The organism is Arthrobacter sp. TmtSoilC77 (genome assembly GCF_059739415.1).
Window position 1 is genome coordinate 4,632,951 of the sequence record NZ_AP046050.1, and the last position, 24,692, is coordinate 4,657,642.

The following is a 24,692-nucleotide window of genomic DNA, read 5'->3' on the forward strand; positions in this document are numbered from 1 at the left end:
GGTGGCTGCTTCGTGTTGTCTGCAGTTGGCGTCTGACGCATCGGGTTCATTGGTGGCTAGCGTGGACGCCAGGCTCGGGCACCGGCCCGCCGAGAAAGGCAACCACCCGCCGTCGTAGTACACGGAAACACTCCGTGCTGTGTCACACCCCACCCGTACTCTGTCTATATGGCCCGTTTTGCCCTTGACATTGATTCCGTCCCCCGCCCTGGCCGTTCCCAGTCCCTTCTTGATGCGGTGAACCAGCGCGTCGTCATCGCCGATGGCGCGATGGGCACCATGCTGCAAGACCGGGAACTGTCCCTGGACACGGACTTCCAAAATCTTGAAGGCTGCAACGAAATCCTCAACGACACCCGCCCGGACGTCGTCGCCGACATTCACGACGCCTACTTTGCCGTGGGCATCGACGCCGTGGAAACCAATACTTTCGGCGCGAACTGGTCCAACCTCTCGGACTACGGCATCGATGACCGCATCGCGGAGCTGGCGTACAAGGGAGCGAAAATCGCCCGCGAACGCGCCGAGGCAGCTGAAGCGACGGACGGCCGCGAGCGCTGGGTCCTGGGGTCCATGGGTCCGGGCACCAAGCTCCCCAGCCTCGGCCACACAAGCTACGACTACCTCAAGAAGACCTTTGCCCTGCAGGCCGAGGGCCTCATCGACGGCGGAGCCGACGCATTCCTCATCGAAACGAGCCAGGACCTCCTGCAGACGAAGGCCGCCGTGAACGGTTGCAAGCAGGCGATCGTTTCCCGCGGCGTCCGCCTCCCTATCTTTGTTGAGGTGACGGTGGAGACCACGGGAACCATGTTGATGGGTTCCGAAATCGGCGCTGCACTCACCGCCTTGGAGCCGTTGGGCGTCGATGCCATCGGCCTGAACTGTGCCACGGGTCCGGATGAGATGAGCGAGCACCTGCGGCACCTCTCCAAGCAGTCCTCCGTGGCGATCGCCTGCATGCCCAACGCCGGGCTGCCGATCCTCGGCGCGAACGGCGCGCACTATCCGCTCTCCCCCGCGGAACTCGCCACTGCGCACGAGCAGTTCGTGCGTGAATTCGGCTTGGGCCTGGTGGGCGGCTGTTGCGGTACGACGCCGGAGCACATGGCCGCCGTCGTCGAACGTCTTGAGCCCTTCCGCAGCAACGTCAACACGCCCGACGCCGGGACCGTCACCGGCGGCACGAAAAGCGCCGGCGGCCGGGTCCCCACCGAGCGGGAGGCCGGCGTCGCGTCCCTCTACCACCACGTTCCGTTCGACCAAGAGTCCGCTTACCTTGCCATTGGTGAGCGCACCAACGCCAACGGTTCCAAGGCGTTCCGCCAGGCAATGCTGGAAGAGCGCTGGGACGACTGCGTGGATATTGCCCGCGAGCAGGTCCGGGTCGGCGCGCACCTGCTCGATGTTTGCATCGATTATGTGGGGCGCGACGGCGTTGCGGACATCAAGGAGATCGTCTCGCGTTTCGCGTCGGCCTCTACCCTCCCGTTGGTCATCGACTCCACAGAGCCGCCTGTGCTGCAGGCCGGACTTGAGCACATCGGCGGCCGCCCCGTGGTCAACTCCGTCAACTATGAAGACGGCGACGGCCCCGACAGCCGCTTTGCGCGCATCATGCCGCTTGTGAAGGAACACGGCACGGCCGTGATTGCCCTGACAATCGACGAACAGGGCCAGGCCCGCACCACCGAAGGCAAGGTGGCCATCGCTTCCCGCCTCGTAGACGCGTTGGTGGGCGAATGGGGAATGCGCGTCGAGGACATCATCGTGGACGCCCTGACGTTCCCCATCGCCACGGGCCAGGAAGAAACCCGTCGGGACGCCATCGCAACCATTGAGGCCATCCGCCAGATCACCACGAAGTATCCCGGCATCCAGACCACCCTCGGCGTCTCGAACGTGTCCTTTGGCCTTAACCCTGCCGCGCGTATGGTGCTGAACTCGGTATTCCTGCACGAGGCCGTCCAGGCGGGCCTGTCCAGCGGCATCATCGACGCCGCGAAGATCGTCCCGCTTGCATCGCTGCCGGACGAACAGCGCAAGGTGGCCCTGGACCTCGTGTGGGACCGCCGCGAGTACGACGCCTACGGCAACGTCACCCATGACCCCTTGGCCGTCATGCTTGACCTGTTCGCGGGCGTGGACAGCGCCGCGCTCAAGGACCAGCGCGCCGCGGAACTCGCTGCACTGCCCACCGGCGAACGCCTGCAGCGGCGCATCATCGACGGTGAAGGCAAGGGCCTCGAAGAGGACCTCGACCTCGCACGCAGCGAAGGCATGACCCCGCTGGGCATCATCAACGACCAACTGCTGGAGGGCATGAAGGTTGTTGGTGAGCGCTTCGGCGCCGGCGAGATGCAGCTTCCGTTTGTGCTGCAATCCGCTGAGGTGATGAAGAACGCGGTCGCACTGCTTGAGCCGCACATGGAGAAGTCGGATTCATCGGGCAAGGGCACCATGGTGATCGCCACCGTTCGCGGCGACGTGCACGATATTGGCAAGAATCTCGTGGACATCATCCTCACCAACAACGGCTACAAAGTGGTCAACATCGGCATCAAACAGGGAATCGCCGAGATCATTGCCGCTGCGGAGGAGCATGACGCCGACGTGATCGGGATGTCTGGCCTGCTGGTGAAGTCCACGGTCGTGATGAAGGAAAACCTTGCCGAGCTCCAGTCCCGGGGCCTGGCGAAAAAGTGGCCGATCATCCTCGGCGGTGCGGCACTGACGCGCGCCTACGTGGAGCAGGACCTGGCAGAGCAGTTCGAAGGCACCGTCAGGTATGCCAAGGACGCTTTTGAGGGCCTCTCCCTCATGGAACCGTTGGTGCAGGTGGCCCGCGGCGCTGACCCTGACGCGGTGGGCCTTCCGCCACTGAAGAAGCGGATCCACAAGAGTGGCCCGAAGTTCACGGTGACCGAACCGGAGGCAATGCCCGGCCGGTCCGACGTCACCGCCGAAAACCCTGTCCCCGCTCCCCCATTCTGGGGCACGCGGATTGTGCGCGGCGTCGCGTTGCACGACTATGCTGCTTTGCTCGATGAGCGCGCAACCTTCATGGGCCAGTGGGGGCTCAAACCTGGGCGCGGCGACGACGGTGCCTCCTACGACGAACTGGTGGAACTTGAAGGCCGGCCCCGTCTGCGGTACTGGCTGGACCGGATCCTCGCCGAGGGAATGCTCGACGCTTCGGTCGCCTACGGCTATTTCCCCGTTGTGTCCGAGGGCGAACAGGTGGTGGTGCTGCACCACGGTGAGGACCACGACGGCGTCCTCGGCATCCCCGGTCTGCTCGCCCCCGATGGTGGTTCAGCCGGACCCATCGGCACCGAGCGCCTGCGCTTCGACTTCCCACGCCAGCGGCGGGACCGGCACTTGTGCCTTGCTGACTTCGTGCGCTCCCGGGAATCGGGCCAGATCGATGTCCTGCCGATCCAGCTGGTCACCGCCGGCTCGAAGATCGAAGAAGTGACTTCCAAGCTGTTCGCGGGAAACCACTACCGCGACTATTACGAGCTCAATGGCCTGGTCATGCAGCTCACCGAGGCACTGGCTGAATTCTGGCACGCGCGGATCCGTTCCGAGCTGGGTTTCGCGGCCGAAGAGCCGAAGGACAAAGCCGGTTACTTCAAGCTCGACTACCGCGGTGCACGCTTCTCCCTGGGATATCCGGCCTGCCCGGACATGGAGGACCGCCGCAAGGTCACGGAGTTGCTGAAGCCCGAACGGATGGGCGTGATCCTCAGCGATGAACTCATGCTCCACCCGGAGCAGTCAACGGATGCTTTCGTGTTCCACCACCCGGAGGCCAAGTACTTCAAGGTGTGAGTTGGTGCGGGCCTTTGGGTTGCGGACGTTGGGGACGGTCATTCTTCATGCCCGTGTTCCTGGACCCCGCGTCCTCAGCCCGGGTAGTTCGAACGCCCGGGCCGGAGACCGGCTTCGCCCGCCTGAAAGCGGCGAGGATGGCCCGTCCCACCGCAAAGATTCCGATGATGGTAGTGATGGCACGCAGGGTGTCCCATCCCGCCGTCGAGGTCAAAAGGGAGTAGAGCAGGAAGCTGCTGAGGTTGGTGGCCAGTGGGGCGCCGGGCACGTAGGAAATGCCGGTTCCGGCACCGACGGCGAACGGCCAGAACCACAGGTTGGTGAGCAGACCGAAAACGTAGGACGCCACGACGCCATAGCCGCAAAGCATCCATAGTTCAGCTCGTCCGCGAACCCTGCGCGGCAACAGGCCCGCCCCCGCCGCCACCCATGCGCAGGCGAAGATCTGGAACGGCGACCAAGGGCCTAGGCCGCTCCACAGTGCACTGGAGACCGCGATCGTGGCCGCGCCAAGGAGCATTCCGAATCTGGCACCGAAGGCGCGGCCGGCCAGGATCAGCAGGATGAACACTGCTTCGACTCCCCCGACGCCGGTGCTCGCCACGCGAACTGCCGAACCGACGGCAGCCAGAACGCCCAGCAGGGCAACGGTGTGTGCGGAACGGACCGAGCCGTCCAGGGCCACGATAATGCCGACAACGGCAAGGGGTGCAATCGCCAGGGCGGCGAAAGGCACGGCCGCAGCCGCATCCTCGGGCAGGGCGGCGGCTAGCAATGGCCAGCAGAACGCGCCCAGGGCCAAAACGTTGGCAGCCGCGAGAATCGCGATCTCCAAGGCCCGTGGCAAACGGAGGTGGTGAGCCCTCTTTGGGGTAGCAGCATTTGCCGGTCGGGTGTCTTTTGCCCCGTCGATGAACTGGGAGACCTCAACGTTCCCGATGGCTCCGGGCTGCTCTGCTGCCGTGGGTGTGGAGGTCGCCGGGCCGGCGTCGCTATCGGATGGGAGTACGGCTTCGGTTTGGGGGGCCGGCGCCACGCCGTCGTCCATCTGCACGATCCGGGCGCCCAGGCGGTGGGCGAAATCGAGGTCATGCGTGGCGATCAGGACGGCCGCGCCGGTGTCCGCCAATGCGAGCAAGGCGGCCGAGACTCCTGCGCGGGCCTCCGGATCGAGCCCACGGGTGGGCTCATCAATAAGGAGGACCTGGGGATCATCGGCGGTCTGCAGGGCGATGGCGAGGATACGGCGCTCTCCGGCCGACAGGTCCCGCGGGTGCTCGTTTCCTATCGGAATCCGGACGTCACCACGCAATCGGGCCAGGCGTGCCGCTGCCGGTTCTGACACGGTCCTGTCCGAGCCATTCCCGCCTGATTTACGCCGGGCGCGCGCTTCGCGTCGATCTGCCGCCCGGAGTTCGGCAGCCACCGTGTCCCGCGTGAAAAGGTCGTCAGAGGCGTCCGGAACCAAGGCGACCCGGCCGCCGTCGACAGTGCCGCTGGTTCCTTCTCCGAGCGCGATGGCCACCAGGAGCGAGGACTTCCCGGCCCCGTTGGGTCCGAACAAGGCAACCACTTCCCCACGGCCGAGGGCCAGGGAAGCTTCGCGGACGAGCGGCTTGCCGTTACGGTGCACCGCGAGCTTGGCCGCAGTCAGCACGGGCGGGTGTTCCGGTAACGGTGCGGACGCCGGCGCCGGGGGGATCCCACCCGGGCGCGAAGGTGCTGGCGCGGGGCCTGCTACCAAGCCGCCGTCGTGAATCCTCCACCACGAATCGGCGACAGGCAACAGCGGCTCCGCCCGATGCTCAGCCACAATGATGCAGATGCCGGATCCATGGGCGAGGGTGTCGAGTACGGCTATGACGCGGGCGCGGGCCGTGGTGTCGAGGTCAGCAAGCGGCTCGTCAACCAGGAGCAGGGCCGGGCGCTCCACCACGGCGGCGGCGATTGCCACAAGCGTTGCTTCGCCGGCCGAGAGGGAGTTGAGGTTCCGGTCCAGGAGCGCAGACACTCCAATCCACTCCGCGACCTCCACCGTGCGGGCCCTGGCGATGGCGGGTGCAACGCCGCGCAGTTCAAGGGAAAGCGAGATTTCGTCTCGTACGCGGGTGCTGGCGAAGGCCGCGCGCGGGTTTTGCAGGACAACGCCTACGACGCCGGCAGTATCGCGCGGCGGTGCTCCGGCACGGTCCACTCCGGCGACACGGACCGTGCCAGTGAGTTCTCCGCCGTCGACGTGTGAAAGCAGTCCCGCTACACCCCGCAGGATGGTGGACTTACCGGAGCCGGTGGGTCCGGTAATTACCGTTACTGTCCCGGGGTCTGGCTTGAAGTTTTCGACCTGCAGCCGCGTATCACCGATGCGGAATTGGGCGTTCCTGATCTCAAGGGGCAACCCGGGATCGCTGGCGGGTTGGTGAGCCGCCTTGCTCCCGAAGCCGCGCAATTCCAAGGCTGCGGCCACCCGGCTGGCGTGCTCAAGAGTTCGCTCAAGTACGGGAACCAGGGCTCGCGGGCCCAGGCGTTCACCCCGCAGCCGGAAGGCCAAGCGGACGGAGGCAACGGCGTCGGCGAGCGCGGGGAGCGCAGCCCAAGCCACCACGAGTGTGCGGGCTATGCCCTGGAATGGACCGCCGCGGGCCAGCCGCATGAAGCCCCTTGCCACGTCCACGAAGGAGTTGAGCAGTCCGAAGGCGAAGATGATCCCGGCAATCGGCAGGGCTGAAGCAACCGCCTCCCACAGACCAGGCGATGTTACTGGGCCGAGGAAGACCACGTGGGCGTATGGGGCGGGCAGCCGCACTGACGGCAACTCCAGCAGCACGGGCCCAACGGTGCCCGCGCCGTTGAAAAGGATGCGGTAGATGACCCGCGCCGCTATGAACACGACGGCAAGCGCCGCGGCAGCGCGTAACGGCGCGGGTCGAAAGGTCATGCCTTGGGTGCGGCCGGTGCGCCGTCGATGGTGTACAGCAGTTCGAGGCTCTCGCCTGGCTTCACCTGTTGGGTGGCGAGGCCTTCCTGGGCGTAGGCCCAGTCACCGGAGGCGGGCTTGACCCAAATGGACCAGTAGGCAAAGGCCGCGGGCATCTTGCTGCATTCTTCGCGGTATGTGCCGCCCTTGTGGGTGATGTCGAAGTCGGCAGCCGGCACGCCGTTGACCCGGCACACCAGTTCGGTGGGGTACTGGGTGGTGCCTTCGGTCTTCACCTTGGCCTCATCGAGCACTTTGGCAGCGGTCGTCGGCGCATCCACTGCCACGCAAACGGTCTTCTCGGCGGCGGGTTGCTTCAGGGCGCCGGAATCGACAATGACCTTCACGCCGCTGCAGGGCCCGGCAGCAGTAGCTGAAGCGCTTGCTTCAGAGGCGGGGGCGGAGGCGCTTGGCTGGGTGGCGGCCGGCGTGGAACAGGCAGCGAGGGTAATCAGGAGACCAGCGGCGGCGAGGGAGTTCGCGGCGGCCGTGCGGATCTTGGAAAAAGTCACGATCCAAGGGTAGGACGTTGCTTGGCTGGATTTGGATGTGCCGGGTTGTGTGACGTTCAGTGGCGATGCTCTGGCGCTGAGACGCTCAACAAATCTCGAAGAAATTGTTGACAATTGACAGTGGCCGATTTAGATTCATAGTGAATGAAAAACCTCCACTCGCTCGCATCAGAAGGCCCATTGCCCGAAGCGAGCGAGCGGCCCCTCCCGCTGGACCTCCACTGAAAGGACCCACCATGGCCACTACAGACTCCCGCCCGAAGTACATCTCCTTTGACATCTACGGCACACTGATCAACTGGGATACCGACTCCACTACCCGCCGCCTGCTCGCGGGCCGTTTGCCTGAAGAGCAGTGGCCTGCGTTCAAGAAGGTTTTCCGCGGATACCGCTTCGACGAGGTTCTTGGCGACTACAAGCCGTACGAGCAGATCCTTCAGAATTCCTTCGACCGGGTCTGCAAGTTTTTTGGCATAGGCCCAACCCCGGGCGCAGGGGCAGAGTTCGCTGACGCTGTACGCGGTTTTGACGCCCACGACGACGTGCCGGCGCCGCTTAAGCTCATGGGCGACAACTACAAGCTGGTTGCCCTATCCAACGCCGACGACAGCTTCCTGGAGATCAGCATCCCCAAGCTCGGTGCTGACTTCCATGCCGTGCTGACCGCCGAACAGGCCCAGGCCTACAAGCCGCGGTACCAAGCCTTTGAGTACATGCTCGATACCCTGAACGCCAAGCCGGAAGATTTCCTTCACATCGCCTCGCACACGCGGTACGACATGCACCCGATGCACGACATGGGCTTCCGCAACCTTTGGGTTCTGGACCGCGGCTACGACCCCATCACCGGCGGCTACGACTACAAGAGCGTTAAGTCCCTGGACGAGATCAACAAGCACCTCGGCCTCTAAACCGCTTGCCGGCTCTCCGTCGATGAAAGGGTGAAATGAGCGATTCTGCTTTTATCCAAGCAGTGGCATCAGAGAGTGGACTCCTGGCGGAACATCCGCAGCTCGCTGACCCCGCCGTCCTGGAGCTGCTTGAACAGTTCTACGGCCTGAAGGGAACGCTGGTTAGGATTCCCACCGAGAAGGACGAGACTTTCCGGCTCCGGGACGGGGACGAAACGTATCTGGTGAAGATCTCTCCCTCGGATGAGGACCCAGTGATCGTCCACCTTCAAACGGCCTGCATGGAGCATTTGGAACGGACTGCCCCCGAACTTCCAGTCCAGCGTCTTGTCAGGAGCCTTGGCGGAGAGCCGCAGGTCCTCATTTCGGCGCCTACCGGAGCCTTCGACCGGGTATTGCGGGTGATGCGGTTCCTGCCCGGGGACCTGCTGGCCAATCAGGACGCGTCCGCTGGCCAGTTGCGATTGGTGGGCTCAAGCCTGGCCCGCCTGGGGATTGCGTTGCAGGATTTCGAACATCCCCGCGCGGACCGTTTGCTGCTCTGGGACCTTAAGCATTTCCACCGGATGCGCCCCCTTCTTGACTATGTCGATGAGAAGGAAAAGCGCGTTCTCGCGGAGGACATTTTCGATCAGTTCGACGAAAAGGTGGTTCCGCTCCTCGGCACGCTGGCGTCCCAGGTTGTCCACGGGGATTTCAGTCCGTTCAATGTCCTCGTCAATCCCGGCAGGCCTGATTACGTCACCGGGATTATCGACTTCGGGGACGTCGTCCGAACGCCTGTCATCTTCGACATCAGCGTCACCATGGCCAATCTCCTGGGTGCCGACCCGGCCAGCCCCTGGGAGCAAGCACTCCACGTCATGAACGGTTATCGAAGCATCCGCCCCCTGCCGGGGCAGGAGTTGGAAGCCCTGGTCGTCTCTGCCCAGGCGCGCCTGCTGCTGCGGGCCCTGATAACCCAATGGCGCGCAAGCCAGTTGCCGCAAAGGCGCGACTATCTCCTCTCCCACTCAAAGCCGGACTGGGACCGGCTCGCGTCCACCGCCGCGGCCCCGGCACCAGAACTTTCTTCACACCTTGAACCGACCCCTTAGCTTCCAGGAGAAAACATGGGCACTTCCCCAATCCGCAAGCCCTCCCGGGCCATGATCAATGGCTTCGATCCCAGCCGCCTGGACGAGCTCCCGGACCAGATACAGAAGAGCATTCGACGCCGGGACAAGAGTCTGGGGCCCGGCTACAGACTGTTCTACGACGAGCCCCTGGAAATCGTTCGGGGCAAGGGTGTCACGTTGTTTGACCGGGACGGCAATGAATATCTCGACGTCTACAACAACGTTCCCTCTGTAGGTCACGGCCACCCGCGTGTCATTGAGGCTGTCCACCAGCAGATGCAGACGCTGAACACCAACACCCGCTACGTCCAGGAATCCATCCTGGATTACTCGGAACAGCTGCTTTCAACGTTCCCCGCCGAGCTTGGCCATGTCATGTTCACTTGTACTGGATCTGAAGCCAACGACCTCGCGATGCGCGTCGCAAAATATGTGACCGGACAGCAAGGCATCATCGTCACCGCCGGCGCATACCACGGCCTTACTGCCGAGGTCTCGTCGTTCTCACCTTCATTGGGCAAGGGTGTGCCCCTGGGTGCGAACGTGCGGGTCATCGACGCCCCCGACGCCCTGCGCTACTCATCCGATCAAGGCTCGCTGCAGGATCACCTGCGTAGCCAGGTGCGTGCAGCCATCGCAGACCTTCACCGGCACGGCATCGGAGTGGCTGCTTTCATCGCCGACAGCATCTTCTCCTCCGACGGCGTCTTCGCTGGCCCGACAGGCTTCCTCCGCCCCATCATCGAAGAGATCCATGCCGTGGGCGGCCTGTACATTGCAGACGAGGTACAGCCAGGATTCGGCCGTACCGGTGAGGAATGGTGGGGCTTCCAGCGCCACGGAATCGTCCCCGACATCGTGACCATCGGCAAGCCCATGGGTAACGGCATTCCCGTCGCGGCAGCAATCTTCAAGCCCGACTTGCTGCAGGAGTTCGGCAGGAACATCCGCTACTTCAACACCTTCGGCGGAAATTCAGTAGCCATAGCGGCGGCCCAGGCCGTCCTGGACGTCATCCGGGACGAATCACTCATGGAGAACGCCTTGAAGGTTGGCGGAAAGATCCTCACTGGCCTGGAGGACCTCACCCGGAATCTGGACCAGGTGGCAGAGGTACGTGGAAGCGGCTTCTTCATCGGCGTCGACCTCGTGACCGATCGATCCACCCTCGCACCCAATGGGGAGGCTGCCGCCGGCATAGTCAATGCCCTCCGGCAGGACCGGATCCTGATCTCGGCTTGCGGAGCCCAGGGCAACGTCCTGAAAATCCGTCCGCCAATGCCCTTTTCCAGTGACGATGCCGATCGCCTGCTCGAAGGAATGGGCCGTGCCTTCAAGGCTCTGCGCTAGGTCGCAACAACAAACAGGGGCGCAACAAACAGGCCAGCCTGGCGCTCCCACCAAATGCTTGGGGATTGTGCCTTCCACCGTGAAAGCACTCTGTGTATTACACCAGCCGAAATCACTTGAAAGGTTGCACCATGAAGACGACACACAAGATCCAAACAGCTGCTGCGGGGCTCGCTGTCCTGTTGGCCCTGACTGCATGCGGTGGCGCCGCAACAGGGACTGAAGCGACGGAGATTCCGAAGACACAGAACACCCGTGACATCTCAGAGGGTGTCCAGCCGGACGCAGACGCGGTGGCGTTGCTGCCGAAGGCAATCAAGGACAAGGGCGAGCTGACGGTCGCGATGGACCTAAGCTCACCGCCGATGACGTTCCTCGCCGAGGACAACAAAACCCCCATTGGCGTGAACCCGGACCTTGCCCGCCTGGTAGCAAAGAAGCTGGGCCTGAAGCTGAAGTTCGAGAACACGGCGTTCGACACGATCATCCCCGGCATCGACGGCGGCCGCTTCGACTTCACCGCCACCACCATGTCCGCTACAGCCGAGCGGCTGAAGGTGCTGGACATGATCAACTATCTCAAGGGAGGCTCGGCCGTAGCCGTAGCGAAGGACAACCCGCTCAACCTCACCAATGACACGCTCTGTGGCAAGAACGTTGGCGTGACCAAGGGCTCAACACAGCAACTGAAGCACCTGCCCAATGTCTCTGAGTGGACCTGCACCTCCCAGGGCAAGCCCGCCATCAACGCCATCACCCTGCCCAACGTCCAGGAAGCCCTGACACAACTGGACTCCAAGCGGATCGACGCTGTGTTTTACGATGCCAGTGCCCTGGCGTGGGCCAACGATCAGCAGCCCAACCACTTCACCACCTTGCAGCCGCGCATGGATACGCGCACTGACACCAATGTCGCCATGGGCGTGAAGAAGGGGTCCCCCCTGACCCCGGCACTCCAGAAAGCAATCCAATCCGTTCTGGAATCCCCCGAATACAAGAAGTCCCTGGACTACTGGGGCCTGGGAGAATCGGCTATTACTGAGGCCAAGATCCGCTAGTACCGGCCCCCTCACGTCCCGGCTTCGCTCTGATATCTCATTAAGGTTGTGCTATGCGTACCAATCCCACCGCAAGGGACCACACCAAGGCTTGGGTTCTTGATGCTGTCCTTTCAGAGGCGCCCTTGACGCGTACCAGGCTCATCGAGCTGACACGATTAAGCCAGGCCACGGTATCCCGGAAGGTGGATGAGCTTCGTTACGACGGTCTAGTCGTCGAACAGGGAGTCAATGCGGTTGCGCGTCGTGGCCGGCCCTCCACCTATCTGGATGTGCCCGGCACGGCGGGGCATGTTGTGGGCATTTCGTTCGGAGCACGGACCACTTGCGTCCTGGTGACGGACCTGCGGGGCCGCGAGGTCAGGCACGTGATCGTGCCCAGCTTGGAGGGCGGCGATGAAGAAGCCATTACCGGGTGGTTGCTGGACCTGATTGTGGATACCAGCGATTCCGCCGAGGGGCCACTGCGCCAAATCGTCGCCGCCCTGCCTGGCCGTATTCGGACGGGTACGGCAATTCTTCAAAAGACGATTGAAGATCGATTGAAGGCTCCCGTGGTGCTTGAGAGCGATGCCAGCGCATCCCTCCGGGGGATCCTGAAGGGTGACGCGACCATAGGAAACGCTGTTCTCTTCATGCTGAGTACGGAGCTGAGCTTCGCCAGTTGCACTGATCATGAAATCGCACAGGGCCGGACTTCGGCTTTCGGCCACCTTGGTGAGGTTCTGTTCGCCGGTGTTGGCAACGAGACACTCGAGGGACTGTTAAGCACAAAGGGACTCCTCCAATTCGCCAGTGGACGGGGACTGGACCTGGACGAAATCCAAGCGCTCTGGTCCCAACCGAAGGATGCGGCGTCCCGCGCGGAGGTGCTTGAGGCATTTACGACGGCGGTGGTCGCCGCCGTCGGTGCCGTTGCCGTGACGCTTGACCCGGAGTCCGTATATTTCGTGGGCCGCCTGAGTCCGCTCGTGGACGAAGTCCGTCCTGAGGCACTCAGGCGTCTGGCACAAATCCTTCCGGTAGTCCCTGGGATCACCGTGGTGCCGCAAGTTGTCGGACTCTCGGTGGCCCAGGGAGCGGCCTATGCGGGACTGGCGTTGGTCCAGTCCCGGCTCCGGGAATCTATGCTCGAAGCCCAGTAGCAACCACGGAATGAACCCGCGCGGTCTTTGGATAGTTTTCTGCTTCGCGATGCTCCGTAGCGGGGAATTCAAAGAGATCAATCATCAATTGCTGCTCGTAGGCGAGACCCTGTGGGCTGGACATGATGACGTGCCCGTCAACGGAGAACTCCGCCCCGGTCCCGGACCAGCGCACACCGTATGTGTGCGGCGTGGTGGCATCAATGGGCAGCTGGATGTCCCGGACGTCGGTGGTCAGCCGGGGATCGTGGTGTGCCTTGATCCCGACTCGAACAGTGCTGCTGTCTGGCGCGATCTTGTCACCGAAAAGTTCAGCGATGCACAACTCCCCGGAGTCGGCCGGACTGGACTCTTCAAATCCCACCAACCATATTGCGAGCATGCAGGTCGGGTCCGCGCTTGCGCTCACCCTTACCTGGACCTCTCCCGTGACTGGGGTCCATAACCGGCGTGTCGGCTGGGGAGTCACCACCTGCAGTCCATCGAGTCGGTGGCGGTGTGTTCCCCGCGTGGTCCCGAGGCCCCCGGAGAAGGTTCCCGTTTGGAGATTACTGACCCGAAAGGGACCGTCGGCTTCACGCCAGGCAGGCTGGTCGGCATCAATACGCAACCGCAATCCGTCAACGTCGAAATCGTAGCGGGCCCGGGACCGGTCCGGCTCGGTCCATTGGGGAAGGTAGTGCTCAACCCAAAGGGCAGGGTTCAGTGCTGAATCGTTAAAGCGCTCATCAATGATTTCTCCGGTCATCAGCAAATCCTAGTTGAATAGGCCCAGCACTTTTCGGGACCAATCCGTTGACAATCTACAACCAACCCGAGTATTGTCGACAATCGACGGTACTTCTCAACGTGCTCTCGTCGACAATCGACGAGACCAAACAAAATCAAACTGGAGGAAAAAATGGCATTCGACATCAAGCCGAAGTTCGCAACGTTCGACATGAACGGAACACTGATCAAGTTCGCTATCGCCGACGCGACCCGTGCGGTCCTGGGCGAACGCCTGCCGGCGGAGCTCGCCGATGAATACCTGCAGGCCACCAAGGCATATCGGATCGATGAGTGCATGGGCGATTACAAGCCCTTCCACCAAATCATCGCCAACTCCATGGAACGCGCCTCACGCAGGCTCGGCCTTGAATACCGCGCGGCCGACGCAAGGGCGGTTTACGAAATTGTCCCCACGTGGGGCCCGTACCCGGGCGTGACCGAGGCCCTGAACCGCCTGGCCGAGGCAGTCCCCCTGGTCATCATCACCAACAGCGACACCGCGCATGCTGAGCGGCTTTCGGAAAACCTCCAAGCTCCGTTCGCTAGCGTCATCAGCGCCGAGCAGATGGGCATGTACAAACCCCGTCTCGGAGCGTTTGAGTACATGTTCGACAAGCTTGGCGTCACGCCCGACGAGATTGTGCACGTCTCCGCGAGCCCGATGTACGACCTGCGGTCCGCAGCCACCTTGGGCATCAAGAACAAGGTGTATGTAGATCGCGGCTTCGAACACGACGAGCACTGGCTCGGCTACGAGCGGATCACCGACATTGCCGAGCTCCCCGTCCTCTTCGGCCTTCCGCGTCCTGCTGCTTCCTAAGAAGGACTCGTTTACAGATGAGCGTCACTACGGCGGGCTCGGCTTTGGATCGACTCCGGGCCATGGGCCTGGAGCTTCCAACCCTTGCTGATAGCCCTTACTACGTGGACCACCGCGCGGTGGGTTCCAGCATCCACATCGCTGGCCAACTGCCATACAAGGACGGCGTCCTGCTGGGCCAAGGCGTCGTCGGCCGGGACGTGGGGCTGGAGACAGCGCGGGAGCTCGCCCGCCATGCCGCGCTCAATTGCCTTGCCGCGGCTGTGCAGGCGGTAGGAGACCTGGACCGGGTCCGGATCGTGCAGATGCTGGTGTTCGTGGCCAGCACGCCGGACTTCGGCCTGCAATCGCGGGTCGCCAACGCGGCCAGCGAATTGCTCATCGAAGTGTTGGGAGAGAACGGCCGGCACGCCCGCACAGCAATCGGCGTCGCCGGGCTGCCGGCCAACACTCCTGTAGAGATCCAGATGATCTGCACAGCCGCTTAGGCACGGACATGTTGGCGGTAAATTCATGAGGAGAACAGCGTGAACCGTATCCAGGGAGCACTCAACGCTCTGGTCGAACGGGTCGACACCCCGGCGCCGATCGTGCTGGTCGACGTTATGCAGGACAATATCGACCGCATGCAGGCCTTTGCTGCCCAGCAGGACCTTGATGTCAGACCGCATGTAAAAACGCACAAATGCGTCGAAATCGGCCGTCGCCAGGTCAAGGCCGGAGCTGTGGGAATCACCGCAGGCAATGTTGGTGAGGCCGAAGTCTTCGCCGCAGCCGGCTTCGACAATATCTTTATCGCCTACCCCATCTGGCCTTCGGGAACGAAAGGCCTTCGCATCCGCAAACTTGCGGTAACCACCCGGCTGCGGGTCGGCGTCGACAATTTCGCGGCGATCGATGCCCTTGCTGATGCGATGGGATCCGAGGCCGAACGGCTGCAGGTTGTCATCGAGGTGGACTGCGGTGCGCGTCGTTCCGGCGCACCACCCGAGTTCGCCGGCGAACTTGCCGCCGCCGCCCGGAGGCGGGGACTGGTGCCGGTGGGCGTCTTCACCTATCCAGGTCATGGAAGCGCCAGCCCGGACGCCCGCCAGCGCGCCGCCGTGGACCAGGAAGCCGCGCTCACCACAGCGGTGCGGAGCTTCAGCGCTGTGGGCATCAGCGCAGACGTCGTCAGCGCCGGCTCAACACCCACCATCGAGTACGCCACGAGCAACGTGATTACCGAGATCAGGCCCGGCGAATACGTGTTCAATGACTTGAACAACATGCGGCTCGGGGCCTGCACCGAAGACCAGATCGCCCTGTTTGTCGCCGGCACAGTGGTCAGTGACTGGGTTCCCGATCAGATCATTCTCGATGTAGGCACCAAGGCACTAGGCCGGGAAGGCAGTCCCCAGATCGGCTATGGCGCTGTCCCCGGGACGTCGGCCGTTCTCTCCAAGCTCAACGAATACCACGGCTTCCTCCCCCTGCCTGCCGACGATTTCCATCCCGGCGTCGGCAAGGTTCTCCCGATCGTCCCGAACCATGTTTGCCCCGTCGTGGTCAATTTCGAGGAGTACATCGTTACTGACAGCACGGGAACATGGCTGGAACGGTGGCGGGTGGATGCCCGCGGATTCCTGAGCTGATTCGTGGGAACCGTACGTCCGCCCCAGCCCGCAACCAAGCAACTTACCGACCAAGGAACGACCATCATGAGACTTGATAAGACCACTGCCGTCATAACCGGCGCCAGCAGCGGAATCGGGGAAGCAGTGGGTTCCCACTTCCGCCGCGAAGGCGCCCGGCTGCTGCTCACCGGCCGCAGGGAGCAACTCGACAGCGCCCAAACCGATGACGTGTACGTCCCTGGAGATCTCAATGACGAGGCATTCGTCGAAAGCCTCGCCCGCCAGGCCGCCGAAGCGTTCGGCACCGTGGACGTCGTCGTCCTTAACCATGGTCTGCAGGTAAGCGGCCCGCTGACGGAGATGGCGTATGAGGATGCGAGGAATGTGCTCCACAGCAACCTCCTCAGTGCCTTCCTGATGATGAAGCACTTTGCACCGTTGATGCCTGCTACGGGAGGCTCGTTCGTCCTGGTCAGTTCACGGCTGGGCATGGTTGGCAAGCCCGATGAAGTCCTTTACTCCGCGGCAAAAGGCGGCCTCATCATGCTCGCCAAGGGAGCCGCAATCGAGTGGGCCTCACGCAACATCCGCGTCAACGTCGTCGCGCCGGGACTGACCGTCACCCCCGTCATCGAGGCCTCGTTCCAGCGCAGGCCCGATCCCGAGGCCTACCGGGCAGAACGCGAGGGGCAGATCCCGCTCCGGCGCCTGGCCACTCCGGAAGAAATTGCCGACGCCATACTTTTCATGGCGTCCCCGGAATCGTCCTACATCACGGGCGCTGTACTGCCCGTCGACGGCGGTTACACCGCTTTCTAAGCATCGCACCGCCTTCCACTGGCTCACCAACTCCCCACAAAGTAGGACAAGATGAAAGCCCTCACAGCAACACCCCGAAACGGAGACCTCGGCTTCTGGATGGCCGGACTCGCAGAAAACCGGCCAACGTACCCGCGTTTCGAAGGCGAAGGCTCCGTGGATCTGGCAATCATAGGCGGTGGCTACACAGGCCTATGGGCGGCATACTTCGCCAAGAAGCTCGAGCCCTCACTCTCGGTGGCGGTTTTTGAGGCGGAACAGATCGGCTACGGAGCCTCCGGGCGAAACGGCGGCTGGCTTTCGGCGATGCCCCCAGGAAATCGGGCCACCTTCGCCCGCGCATCCGGACAAGGGCTGGACGCAAGCCGGGCATTGCAGCAGGAGTTCGTGACCGGCGTCGACTCCGTCCTTAATATCCTTCAGGCCGAGGGAATCGACGCGGACCAGCACAAGGGCGGGGCGCTCGTCGCTGCCCACACCAAGGCGGGGCTGGGCCGGCTGGTAGCCCGGCGTGACGCCGACTGGAAGTACGGCTTGACCGAAGACGAAGTCCACTTGCTCGACCGGGACGAATTCCAAAGCAGGATCAACATTTCCACCGTCCACGGCGGGCTCTTCTACAAGCCCTGCGCCCGCATTCATCCGGCAAAACTTGTCTACGGCCTGGCGGACACCCTGACGTCCATGGGGGTGGCGATCTACGAAAACAGCCGGATAACCAGCATCGACGGCAAAACCCTGACCTTGGCCAATGGACGGGTCGCGGCGGCCAAAACGTTCATCTGCACGGAAGGGTACTCCGGTCAGTTGCTGGGCAGCAGGTCCTTGATACCGATCAACTCCTCGATGATCGTGACCAAGCCACTCTCCGACGAGGCCTGGCAGCAGATCGGCTGGAACGGGCTTCAGTGCCTCAGCGATTCCGCACACACGTTCATCTATTCGCAGCGGACAGCGGACGGACGCATCGCCATTGGCGGCCGGGGAAGGCCCTACCGCTACGGCTCCGGAACGGGCGGCGCCGGTGCCACAGCCCAGTCAACTGTTGACTTGATCTCCACGAAGCTTCGGTCCTTCTTCCCGGGCATCCACCTCGAAGTGGACCACGCCTGGTCCGGAGTCCTGGGCGTCACCCGCGACTGGAACGGCGGCGTGCAATGGGACCAGGCATCCGGAATTGGCTCGTCCACGGGCTATGCCGGACACGGCGTTACAGCCGCCTATGTGGGCGGGCGGACACTCGCGGAATTGGCGTTCGAACGGCAAACGGAACGGACCACGCTCCCCTGGGTTGGGTACCGCGCACGGAAATGGGAACCGGAACCCATTCGCTGGATGGGTGTTCACGGCATGTACCGGCTTTTCGGTCTTGCTGATCAGTGGGAAGAGCGCAAGGATTCCACCAAGACGTCCCTCCTGGCCAGATTCGGCAGCAGGCTCGCCGGACTACACGAATAGAGAAACGCCCCCGGAGGCACACCATGAAGACCACAAGCAAGATCCAGGCTGCAGCCGCAGGGTTTGCACTGCTGCTGGCCCTTACCGGGTGTGGCGGGACGACAAGCACGTCCCCAACAGATCCGAAAACGGCCGATATCTCCGTGGGCGTCCAGCCCGACGAAAAGGCCGTAAGCCTCCTGCCGGCGTCCTATAAGGACAAGGGCGAACTGACGGTCGCCATGGACCTGCACTACCCGCCGACGACGTTCCTCGCTGAAGACAACTCGACGCCGATCGGCCTGAACCCGGATATCGCCCGCCTGGTAGCAAAGAAGCTCGGCCTGAAGCTGAAGTTCGAGAACACCGTCTTCGACACCATCATTCCTGGCATTGACGGTGGCCGGTACGACTTCACCGTCACCACCATGGCACCAACGCCGGAGCGACTGAAGGTCCTGGACATGATCGACTACTTCAAAGCCGGCAACTCAGTGGCCGTGGCCGCGGGAAATCCTTTGAAGCTCACCAACGAAACCCTGTGTGGGAAGAACATTGCCGTCACAGCAGGCTCCACAGGCCAACTCAAGCGACTCCCGGCCCTCTCGGAGCAGACCTGCACTTCCAAGGGGCAGCCCGCGATCAACGCCGTGACCCTGCCCAACGTCCAGGAGGCCCTGACACAGTTGGCGTCCAAGCGGATCGACGGCATCCTCTACGACACAACCTCCCTCGCCTGGGCCGAGAAGCAGCAGCCCAAGTCGTTCACCATCCTGACTCCCCAGGTCAACGTCGGCTCCAGCGACTTGACGGCCATCGGCCTGAAGAAAGGCTCTCCCCTGACCCCCGCCCTCCAGGCCGCCGTCCAGTCCGTCCTGAACAGCCCGGAATACAAGAAGTCTCTCTCGAATTGGGGCCTCGAATCCGGCGCTATCACCGATGCCAAGCTCAACTAGGAGACGTATTCCCCTCATGCAAACCATTAGCCACAGAAGCATGGGCTTTGCCCCCGAAACCCGCGAAACCCGCGCAACCCGTCAAACCCACGAAGCCCGGGAAACAGCAGGCACCCTGCTGTTCATGCATGAAGACTTCGAGGTGCTCTGAGCCATGGACGGAAAACTCGCCGTCATCGGCCTGGGCAGCATCGGAAGCATGGCACTCTGGCAGGCTTCACGCCTTTCCGATTCCGTGGCCGGCTTCGAAACACACACCCCGGCCCATGGACGCAGCGCCGTAGGCGGGGATACCCGCCTGTTCCGCATGATCTACCGCGGCAGCCCCGCGCTCTATCCCATCCTGGAGCGCTCACGGGACCTCTGGGCAGAACTCGAGGCAGAAACGGGACAGGACATCCTCACCCGCTGTGGCGGGCTCTCCATCGGCACCACCGATGGGCCATACCTCCGCAGCGTTCTGGAGACTACCCGGATCAATGGGGCTGCCCACCGGATCCTGAACCGTGAGGAGATGGCCGAACGCTACCCCCAGCACAACCTCCGTGCTGACGACTCCGCGGTGTTCGACCCGAACGCCGGCGTCCTGCGGACTGACCGGGCGGTAACGGCAGCGATTGCAGCTGCACAGGCCAACGGGGCAACGGTCCTTGCCAACACTCCTGTAACCGGCATCCGGGAAACGAACGACGGCGTTGTGGTCACCTCCGGGGACACCTCCTGGACCTTCGAGAACGTCATCGTCGCCTCCGGGGGTTGGTCCCGGCGGCTCATGCCTGATGACCTGAAGGCGCACACCGAAACCCGCAGGGTTTTCCTGAGCTGGTTCATTGCCCGCGACGCAGCGCAGTTCACCCCGGAGAAGTTCCCCACCTTCAGCCGGATGTACGAGGACCGTTCCATGTACGGGGCACCCGCCGTTGACGGCGTTACCGTCAAAGCCACCCTGGACGGCCGGGGCACGGTGACAACGGACCCCGATGCTTTCCCCAGGGAACTGTCAACAGGCGAAATTGCCGACACGTTGGAAACCGTCACCGAGTTCCTGCCCGGCCTGGTTCCCAGCATCGTCCGCTCCGATGCCTTCCCGGACCTCTACAGCGAAGACCGCAATCCACTGGTGGGCTGGCTAGGTGGGTCAAGCAGAATCTACTGCGCCACAGGCTTCTCCGGAGGCGGCTTCAAGAATGCCACCGGCTTCGGCCACATCGCCGCGTACGAGGCGCTCGGTAAACAGTCGCTCGACGGCCTGGAATTCGTTCGCCCGGAACGGTTCAGGACGAGCTAAGCCGGTATAATCGACAATCGACAAGGGAGGCGGAACATGGACCGCAAGTTCACGTGGCAGGAACAGCGGATGACGACGCCGGACGGTGTCTACCGCGTTCTCCGCACCGCCATCCTGAACGGAACTGTGCCTCCCGGGGAACAACTGCGCGAGACGCATATCGCCGCAGACCTCGGTATCAGTCGATCCCCGCTCCGTGAGGCGCTGACAAAGCTCGAGGAAGAAGGGCTGGTGGTCAAGGTCCCCTTCCGGGGGTCCTTCGTCGTAGAAGTCAGCGCTCGTGACGTCGCAGAAATCGCGTCGATCCGGGTACTCGTAGAGCCCTATGCTGCCGAGCTATCAGCCCCCACCCTGCGGGGTCCCGAGCGGCTCCGGCTCAAGCAGACCATCGAGGAACTGTACCGGGCCACCGACACCAATGACATCCCCGGCAGCATTGACGCCCACCTTCGTTTCCACAGGCTCTTCTACGAATTTTCGGGGAATACCGCCCTGCAAAACATGTGGAACGGGTGGGAGAACAAGCTGCGCCTGTACCTGGCGGTCGATCACCGTACGTACAGCGACCTCCACGAAATCGCTGTTGAGCATGAGAAATTGGCTGAACTGGCGCTGGCCGGAGACTTCGATGCCTTCCGCCAGGAAATGGTCAGTCAATTCCAGAATGCCCTCCACGAAGAGCCCCTACAGCAGAAGTAAGCGGGGCAGGCGTAAACCGGCTTTCGGCGACGCTGGCCCGGCCTTAGTCCACGAACTCCGACTGCGTCTCAATGAAGTCCCAATCCTGCACCGTCAGCACCCCACTGACTTTGTCCGGATGAGGGCCGCCGGCCTCGGCAATATGCTGCAGGACCTGCAACGGAAGTTCCTCGGCACGCAGGTTTTCGCGTAGCCACTCCTTGCTGTCCAAGTGCAGGTCCAGCCACCACATGAAGATTTCCATCGCAGACCACCTTCCTTCGGATTAACCGTAGGCCGGGGCCGGGTTGTCTACAAGGGCTGCCCGTCTGCAGGTGTCGCTGCATAAGTGCAGGGCTTTCAGGGTCTTGTGGGGAACCCGGCGAAGGGCCAATCTGTACCTAGGACGCTGGCGCACAGGTTTCAAGAATCCGTGCCGACGCCCGCTCGCACAAGGGATCCGCGATGGACTGTGACATCGAGCTGGAGATCGATACCGGCTCTGCACGCGGCGAATACACGGTGCACGTGGTCCGTGCTCCGGCGGGAGGCCACGCTTCGGGGATGTTCACCTTGGACGTTGAGGGAATCCTGGACCGGCTGCCCCAACTTGAAGCGACCGTTCTTGCCTCTGCGGTGGCTGCGCGCCGCACCATGCCCGTGGCCGAGATGGCAGTCCGCGAAGTTGGCCAGCAGTTGTTCCAGGCGTTGTTCACCCGCGAGGTCTACGGCACGTACCGGGCCAGCCTGGGCGCGGCCCAACATGCGGGCCAGCAACTCAGAGTGGTCCTGCGGCTTGCCGCCCCGGAATTGGCTACCATGCCGTGGGAGACCCTCTTCGACCCCGAAACCGAGACGTACTTGTGCCAAACAGAACCTCTGTTGCGGCACATCCCTGCCCCTGACTACAACCAGAATCCCTTGGACGTGGCTCCCCCGCTGCGGATCCTTGGCATCGTCGCTTCGCCCCGGGACCTTCCTACCCTCGATGTCGATGCCGAGAAGGATCACCTGAGCAGGGCGTTGGCCGGTCCTGTAGCCGAGGGACGGGTGGAGCTGGTGTGGTCCAGGAGCGGAACCTGGGACGACGTCCAGTCCATGCTGCTTGCCGGCCCGTGGCATGTGGTGCATTTTGTGGGCCACGGCGATTACGATTCCCGGACCGATGAAGGCAGGATCGCCTTGGTGGGGCCGGATGGGAGGGCCGCGATGGTCCGGGCCGTGCGGCTCATGGCCTTGCTCAGTGTTGCGGCACCACGTCCGCGGCTGGTTGTGTTGAACTCTTGTTCCTCAGGCGAGATGGGCCAATCGGACCTCTTTTCCGGCACCGCTTCCTCGTTGGTCAGGAGCGGGATAGGCGCCGTGGCGGCAATGCAATTCGCCATCAGTGACTCCGCGGCCATCGCCTTCGCCCATGGCTTCTACGCTGCGATCGCCAACGGCCGGACGGTGGACGAGGCGGCACGGGTCGGCAGGATCTCGGTCATGGCCAGCCCGGACGGCACACTCGAATGGGTCACCCCTGCCCTCTACGTCCGGGGCGGTTCCACCCAACTCTTTACGCTGCGGGGCACACCACGCTCAGCGGTTTCGGAAGCACGTTCGACGCCGGCACCCGCCTTGGGCGGGCAGGCCGGCCAAGCTGGGGTCCCGACGCCGGCACCCACCTCGGGCGGGCAAGCGTCAGTCCCGCTGCAGGGCCCGGGAAGCCCGGGCGCGGGAGACGGAGCTGCCGCGAAGGCGGCACAAATCAACGCCGACCAGGCGATGAAGCGAGCCCAATTACGTGCCCTTTATGTCCAGGCCTCCGCGGAGTTAAGGGCACGGCGTTTCGAGCAAGCCGTTGAATTGTTCGATGACCTTCTGACCTTGGAACCCGGCTACCGTGACGCCACGGCGCTAAGGGAGAGCGCACAGCACCGGCTGGACATGTCCCGCACATACCGTGAGGCACTCGCCGCTGAAGAGGCTGGCGATTGGCTGGCCGCGGCGGACGGCTTTGCCCTGGTGCAGGACGATCCGGAATTCCCCGAAGCAGCAAGGCGCCGTCAGGACTGCGAGCGCCGTCAGCGTATCTCCGACCTCCAGGGCGAACTCCGCTACCACTCGTCTTTGGGCTCGTGGGGAGCCGTGGTGGATGTATCAGCTGAACTTGCGACGCTCGATCCGGCCGCGGCCGACCCCGACGGACTTGCGAGCGCTGCAAGGGCCGAGATCGAGAAGGCGAAGCCACCAGAACCGGAGCCTGCAAAGCAGCCTTCCCCGGAACGAGGTTCATATACGGCCGCGGACCTGCCTCCAGAACCCCGGCGGCCAGAGCCCCGGCGGCCAGAACCTCAGCGGCCAACGGCGACCCCCGCAGCACGGGTCCCGGCACCCGCCCAGGTCCCGGCGTCGGGCATTCCATCCGCGAAACCGCCGCAACCAGCACTCGCCTGGACACCGCTCGCGTGGGCCGGTGCCGCCTTGGCGGTGGCTGGTGGCTTGGGGACGTGCATCGTGGTGTTCTTCATGTGGTTCGACGAGGCTTACTGGCAGGACAACGGCGGCGACATCGTGCTCCGGATCCTGTACGGCCTGCTGGCACCACTCGGTTATCTGCTGCTCATGGTCGCCGGGCTGCCTGGACGGACCGTACCAGCGCGTCTTGCGATGACCGGCGTCGTGCTTTCCGCCGCGATCTTTGGGCTCGCCGGCTTGAACTACACGGTGGAAGTGACCGCGGTCGTGGCCAGTTTTATCCTTGCCGCCTTCGGACTTTGGGCGGGCATCCTGGCCCTAAAGGACCCGGTCGGGCGGACGTTTGCGTGGCTCCTCCTGCTGCCCACTGTGTTGCAACCGATCATCTGGATCCAAGGGAAAGGCGTGTTCATGGAGAGCTGGTACATGTCGCAGGCGCTGCCCTTGCTGCTGCATCTGATGCTTCTTTGCGCGGTGGGCGTGGTGTTCGTCGTGATGGCACGGCGGCTGCGCACTGTCCCTGCAGCAGGACCCGCAGCGGGACCTGAAGCGGGGCCAGCTGCCAAGACGGGAACTTCGCCGTGAGCCGGCTGGTTGAGTTCACCACCGACGACGGCGGCACGGTAGTTGTGGAGGTCGCGAGCACAGCCGGGAGCATCGTGACCAGGGGTGGCGATCATGCGGGGGATCATTCCGGCGTATTCGCGAGGGCGCAGCAGACGTTCCAGCGGGCCCTGGAGCATGTCCGACCCGCCGTACAGGGCGTGATTGATGAGCTTCTGAGCCTGGAGAACCGGCCTGACGAGGTCAGCGTGGAGTTCGGCATAGACCTCCACGCCGAGGCCGGGGCGTTCATTGCATCGGCCAGCACTGCTTCTAACTTCAAGGTTCGGCTGACGTGGAACAAACCGCCCCAAACCAACTAGGCCGGTGAGCAGACAGCCT

21 protein-coding genes are annotated in these 24,692 nt (G+C 63.3%); 17 read left to right on the forward strand and 4 right to left on the reverse strand.

The window, feature by feature from the left end; translation table 11 throughout:
- Window positions 1–168 precede the first annotated feature (168 nt).
- Window positions 169–3,834: a methionine synthase gene (metH, locus tag AC6I99_RS21475; RefSeq protein ID WP_497961831.1), complete on the forward strand. Its 3,666-nt coding sequence runs from the start codon at window positions 169–171 to the stop codon at window positions 3,832–3,834.
- Here metH and AC6I99_RS21480 read toward each other — a convergent pair.
- Both AC6I99_RS21480 and AC6I99_RS21485 read right to left on the reverse strand, forming a co-directional pair.
- Window positions 3,824–6,769 carry an ATP-binding cassette domain-containing protein gene (locus tag AC6I99_RS21480; protein ID WP_497961832.1) on the reverse strand — a complete coding sequence of 982 codons (2,946 nt, stop codon included), beginning with the start codon at window positions 6,767–6,769 and terminating at the stop codon, window positions 3,824–3,826. The genes metH and AC6I99_RS21480 overlap by 11 nt on opposite strands.
- Window positions 6,766–7,320 carry a hypothetical protein gene (locus AC6I99_RS21485; RefSeq protein ID WP_224092891.1) on the reverse strand — a complete coding sequence of 185 codons (555 nt, stop codon included), beginning with the start codon at window positions 7,318–7,320 and terminating at the stop codon, window positions 6,766–6,768. The genes AC6I99_RS21480 and AC6I99_RS21485 overlap by 4 nt, the downstream gene beginning before the upstream one ends.
- Window positions 7,321–7,556: 236 nt before the next feature.
- On the opposite strand from AC6I99_RS21485, the gene AC6I99_RS21490 reads away from it, so the two are divergent.
- The 5 genes from AC6I99_RS21490 (at window position 7,557) to AC6I99_RS21510 (ending at window position 12,902) form a co-directional block, all read left to right on the forward strand.
- Entirely contained in the window at window positions 7,557–8,231 is a 675-nt protein-coding gene (locus AC6I99_RS21490) for a haloacid dehalogenase type II (RefSeq protein WP_224092889.1), read from the forward strand.
- A gap of 35 nt (window positions 8,232–8,266) precedes the next feature.
- Window positions 8,267–9,328 (forward strand): phosphotransferase, encoded by a 1,062-nt coding sequence (locus AC6I99_RS21495; RefSeq protein WP_224165822.1) that lies wholly within the window; start codon window positions 8,267–8,269, stop codon window positions 9,326–9,328.
- Window positions 9,329–9,343: 15 nt separating this feature from the next.
- Window positions 9,344–10,699: an aspartate aminotransferase family protein gene (locus AC6I99_RS21500; protein WP_224092855.1), complete on the forward strand. Its 1,356-nt coding sequence runs from the start codon at window positions 9,344–9,346 to the stop codon at window positions 10,697–10,699.
- Window positions 10,700–10,830: 131 nt separating this feature from the next.
- Complete coding sequence (locus AC6I99_RS21505; RefSeq protein WP_224165823.1) at window positions 10,831–11,757, forward strand: ABC transporter substrate-binding protein; 927 nt, start codon at window positions 10,831–10,833, stop codon at window positions 11,755–11,757.
- Between the two features lie 53 nt (window positions 11,758–11,810).
- Window positions 11,811–12,902, forward strand: a complete 1,092-nt coding sequence (locus AC6I99_RS21510) for an ROK family transcriptional regulator (protein ID WP_224092847.1) — start codon at window positions 11,811–11,813, stop codon at window positions 12,900–12,902.
- On the opposite strand, the gene AC6I99_RS21515 is transcribed toward AC6I99_RS21510, so the two are convergent.
- A complete protein-coding gene (locus AC6I99_RS21515; RefSeq protein ID WP_497961834.1) occupies window positions 12,883–13,650 on the reverse strand; it encodes a glycoside hydrolase family 16 protein in 768 nt (255 codons plus the stop codon). The two genes, AC6I99_RS21510 and AC6I99_RS21515, sit on opposite strands and share 20 nt — an antisense overlap.
- A 153-nt stretch (window positions 13,651–13,803) precedes the next feature.
- Between AC6I99_RS21515 and AC6I99_RS21520 the strand changes: the two genes are divergently transcribed.
- The 9 genes from AC6I99_RS21520 to AC6I99_RS21560 all read left to right on the forward strand — a co-directional run bounded on the left by AC6I99_RS21520 (window position 13,804) and on the right by AC6I99_RS21560 (window position 21,308).
- Window positions 13,804–14,493 carry a haloacid dehalogenase type II gene (locus AC6I99_RS21520; protein WP_224092841.1) on the forward strand — a complete coding sequence of 230 codons (690 nt, stop codon included), beginning with the start codon at window positions 13,804–13,806 and terminating at the stop codon, window positions 14,491–14,493.
- A 17-nt stretch (window positions 14,494–14,510) separates the two neighbouring features.
- On the forward strand, window positions 14,511–14,981 hold the full coding sequence (locus tag AC6I99_RS21525; protein WP_224092830.1) for a RidA family protein: 471 nt from the start codon (window positions 14,511–14,513) through the stop codon (window positions 14,979–14,981).
- Between the two features lie 39 nt (window positions 14,982–15,020).
- Window positions 15,021–16,127, forward strand: a complete 1,107-nt coding sequence (locus AC6I99_RS21530) for an alanine racemase (protein WP_224092828.1) — start codon at window positions 15,021–15,023, stop codon at window positions 16,125–16,127.
- A gap of 66 nt (window positions 16,128–16,193) precedes the next feature.
- Window positions 16,194–16,928, forward strand: a complete 735-nt coding sequence (locus AC6I99_RS21535) for an SDR family NAD(P)-dependent oxidoreductase (protein ID WP_497961836.1) — start codon at window positions 16,194–16,196, stop codon at window positions 16,926–16,928.
- A 51-nt stretch (window positions 16,929–16,979) separates the two neighbouring features.
- Window positions 16,980–18,386, forward strand: a complete 1,407-nt coding sequence (locus AC6I99_RS21540; protein ID WP_224092826.1) for an NAD(P)/FAD-dependent oxidoreductase — start codon at window positions 16,980–16,982, stop codon at window positions 18,384–18,386.
- A gap of 23 nt (window positions 18,387–18,409) precedes the next feature.
- A complete protein-coding gene (locus AC6I99_RS21545; RefSeq protein WP_224092824.1) occupies window positions 18,410–19,321 on the forward strand; it encodes an ABC transporter substrate-binding protein in 912 nt (303 codons plus the stop codon).
- Window positions 19,322–19,337: 16 nt separating this feature from the next.
- The gene (locus AC6I99_RS21550) at window positions 19,338–19,472 is read left to right on the forward strand and encodes a hypothetical protein (protein ID WP_263433783.1); all 135 of its coding nucleotides are present in this window, start codon (window positions 19,338–19,340) and stop codon (window positions 19,470–19,472) included.
- A gap of 3 nt (window positions 19,473–19,475) precedes the next feature.
- Window positions 19,476–20,609: an FAD-dependent oxidoreductase gene (locus AC6I99_RS21555; RefSeq protein WP_224092821.1), complete on the forward strand. Its 1,134-nt coding sequence runs from the start codon at window positions 19,476–19,478 to the stop codon at window positions 20,607–20,609.
- 36 nt (window positions 20,610–20,645) lie between these two features.
- The gene (locus AC6I99_RS21560; protein WP_224092819.1) at window positions 20,646–21,308 is read left to right on the forward strand and encodes a GntR family transcriptional regulator; all 663 of its coding nucleotides are present in this window, start codon (window positions 20,646–20,648) and stop codon (window positions 21,306–21,308) included.
- Window positions 21,309–21,351: 43 nt separating this feature from the next.
- Here the strand turns inward: AC6I99_RS21560 and AC6I99_RS21565 are convergent, their stop codons facing one another.
- The gene (locus tag AC6I99_RS21565) at window positions 21,352–21,552 is read right to left on the reverse strand and encodes a hypothetical protein (RefSeq protein WP_224092810.1); all 201 of its coding nucleotides are present in this window, start codon (window positions 21,550–21,552) and stop codon (window positions 21,352–21,354) included.
- 200 nt (window positions 21,553–21,752) lie between these two features.
- Between AC6I99_RS21565 and AC6I99_RS21570 the strand changes: the two genes are divergently transcribed.
- Entirely contained in the window at window positions 21,753–24,332 is a 2,580-nt protein-coding gene (locus AC6I99_RS21570) for a CHAT domain-containing protein (RefSeq protein ID WP_224092808.1), read from the forward strand.
- Window positions 24,329–24,673 carry a CU044_2847 family protein gene (locus tag AC6I99_RS21575; protein ID WP_224092806.1) on the forward strand — a complete coding sequence of 115 codons (345 nt, stop codon included), beginning with the start codon at window positions 24,329–24,331 and terminating at the stop codon, window positions 24,671–24,673. Before AC6I99_RS21570 ends, AC6I99_RS21575 begins: the two co-directional genes overlap by 4 nt.
- The last annotated feature ends 19 nt before the right edge of the window (window positions 24,674–24,692 follow it).

Bases quoted from the DNA above. Each gene is read 5' to 3' on its own strand.
- metH (WP_497961831.1), top strand. From the start codon at position 169: ATGGCCCGTTTTGCCCTTGACATTGATTCCGTCCCCCGCCCTGGCCGT.
- AC6I99_RS21480 (WP_497961832.1), bottom strand. From the start codon at position 6,769: ATGACCTTTCGACCCGCGCCGTTACGCGCTGCCGCGGCGCTTGCCGTC.
- AC6I99_RS21490 (WP_224092889.1), top strand. From the start codon at position 7,557: ATGGCCACTACAGACTCCCGCCCGAAGTACATCTCCTTTGACATCTAC.
- AC6I99_RS21495 (WP_224165822.1), top strand. From the start codon at position 8,267: ATGAGCGATTCTGCTTTTATCCAAGCAGTGGCATCAGAGAGTGGACTC.
- AC6I99_RS21500 (WP_224092855.1), top strand. From the start codon at position 9,344: ATGGGCACTTCCCCAATCCGCAAGCCCTCCCGGGCCATGATCAATGGC.
- AC6I99_RS21505 (WP_224165823.1), top strand. From the start codon at position 10,831: ATGAAGACGACACACAAGATCCAAACAGCTGCTGCGGGGCTCGCTGTC.
- AC6I99_RS21510 (WP_224092847.1), top strand. From the start codon at position 11,811: ATGCGTACCAATCCCACCGCAAGGGACCACACCAAGGCTTGGGTTCTT.
- AC6I99_RS21515 (WP_497961834.1), bottom strand. From the start codon at position 13,650: ATGACCGGAGAAATCATTGATGAGCGCTTTAACGATTCAGCACTGAAC.
- AC6I99_RS21520 (WP_224092841.1), top strand. From the start codon at position 13,804: ATGGCATTCGACATCAAGCCGAAGTTCGCAACGTTCGACATGAACGGA.
- AC6I99_RS21525 (WP_224092830.1), top strand. From the start codon at position 14,511: ATGAGCGTCACTACGGCGGGCTCGGCTTTGGATCGACTCCGGGCCATG.
- AC6I99_RS21535 (WP_497961836.1), top strand. From the start codon at position 16,194: ATGAGACTTGATAAGACCACTGCCGTCATAACCGGCGCCAGCAGCGGA.
- AC6I99_RS21540 (WP_224092826.1), top strand. From the start codon at position 16,980: ATGAAAGCCCTCACAGCAACACCCCGAAACGGAGACCTCGGCTTCTGG.
- AC6I99_RS21545 (WP_224092824.1), top strand. From the start codon at position 18,410: ATGAAGACCACAAGCAAGATCCAGGCTGCAGCCGCAGGGTTTGCACTG.
- AC6I99_RS21550 (WP_263433783.1), top strand. From the start codon at position 19,338: ATGCAAACCATTAGCCACAGAAGCATGGGCTTTGCCCCCGAAACCCGC.
- AC6I99_RS21555 (WP_224092821.1), top strand. From the start codon at position 19,476: ATGGACGGAAAACTCGCCGTCATCGGCCTGGGCAGCATCGGAAGCATG.
- AC6I99_RS21560 (WP_224092819.1), top strand. From the start codon at position 20,646: ATGGACCGCAAGTTCACGTGGCAGGAACAGCGGATGACGACGCCGGAC.
- AC6I99_RS21565 (WP_224092810.1), bottom strand. From the start codon at position 21,552: ATGGAAATCTTCATGTGGTGGCTGGACCTGCACTTGGACAGCAAGGAG.
- AC6I99_RS21570 (WP_224092808.1), top strand. From the start codon at position 21,753: ATGGACTGTGACATCGAGCTGGAGATCGATACCGGCTCTGCACGCGGC.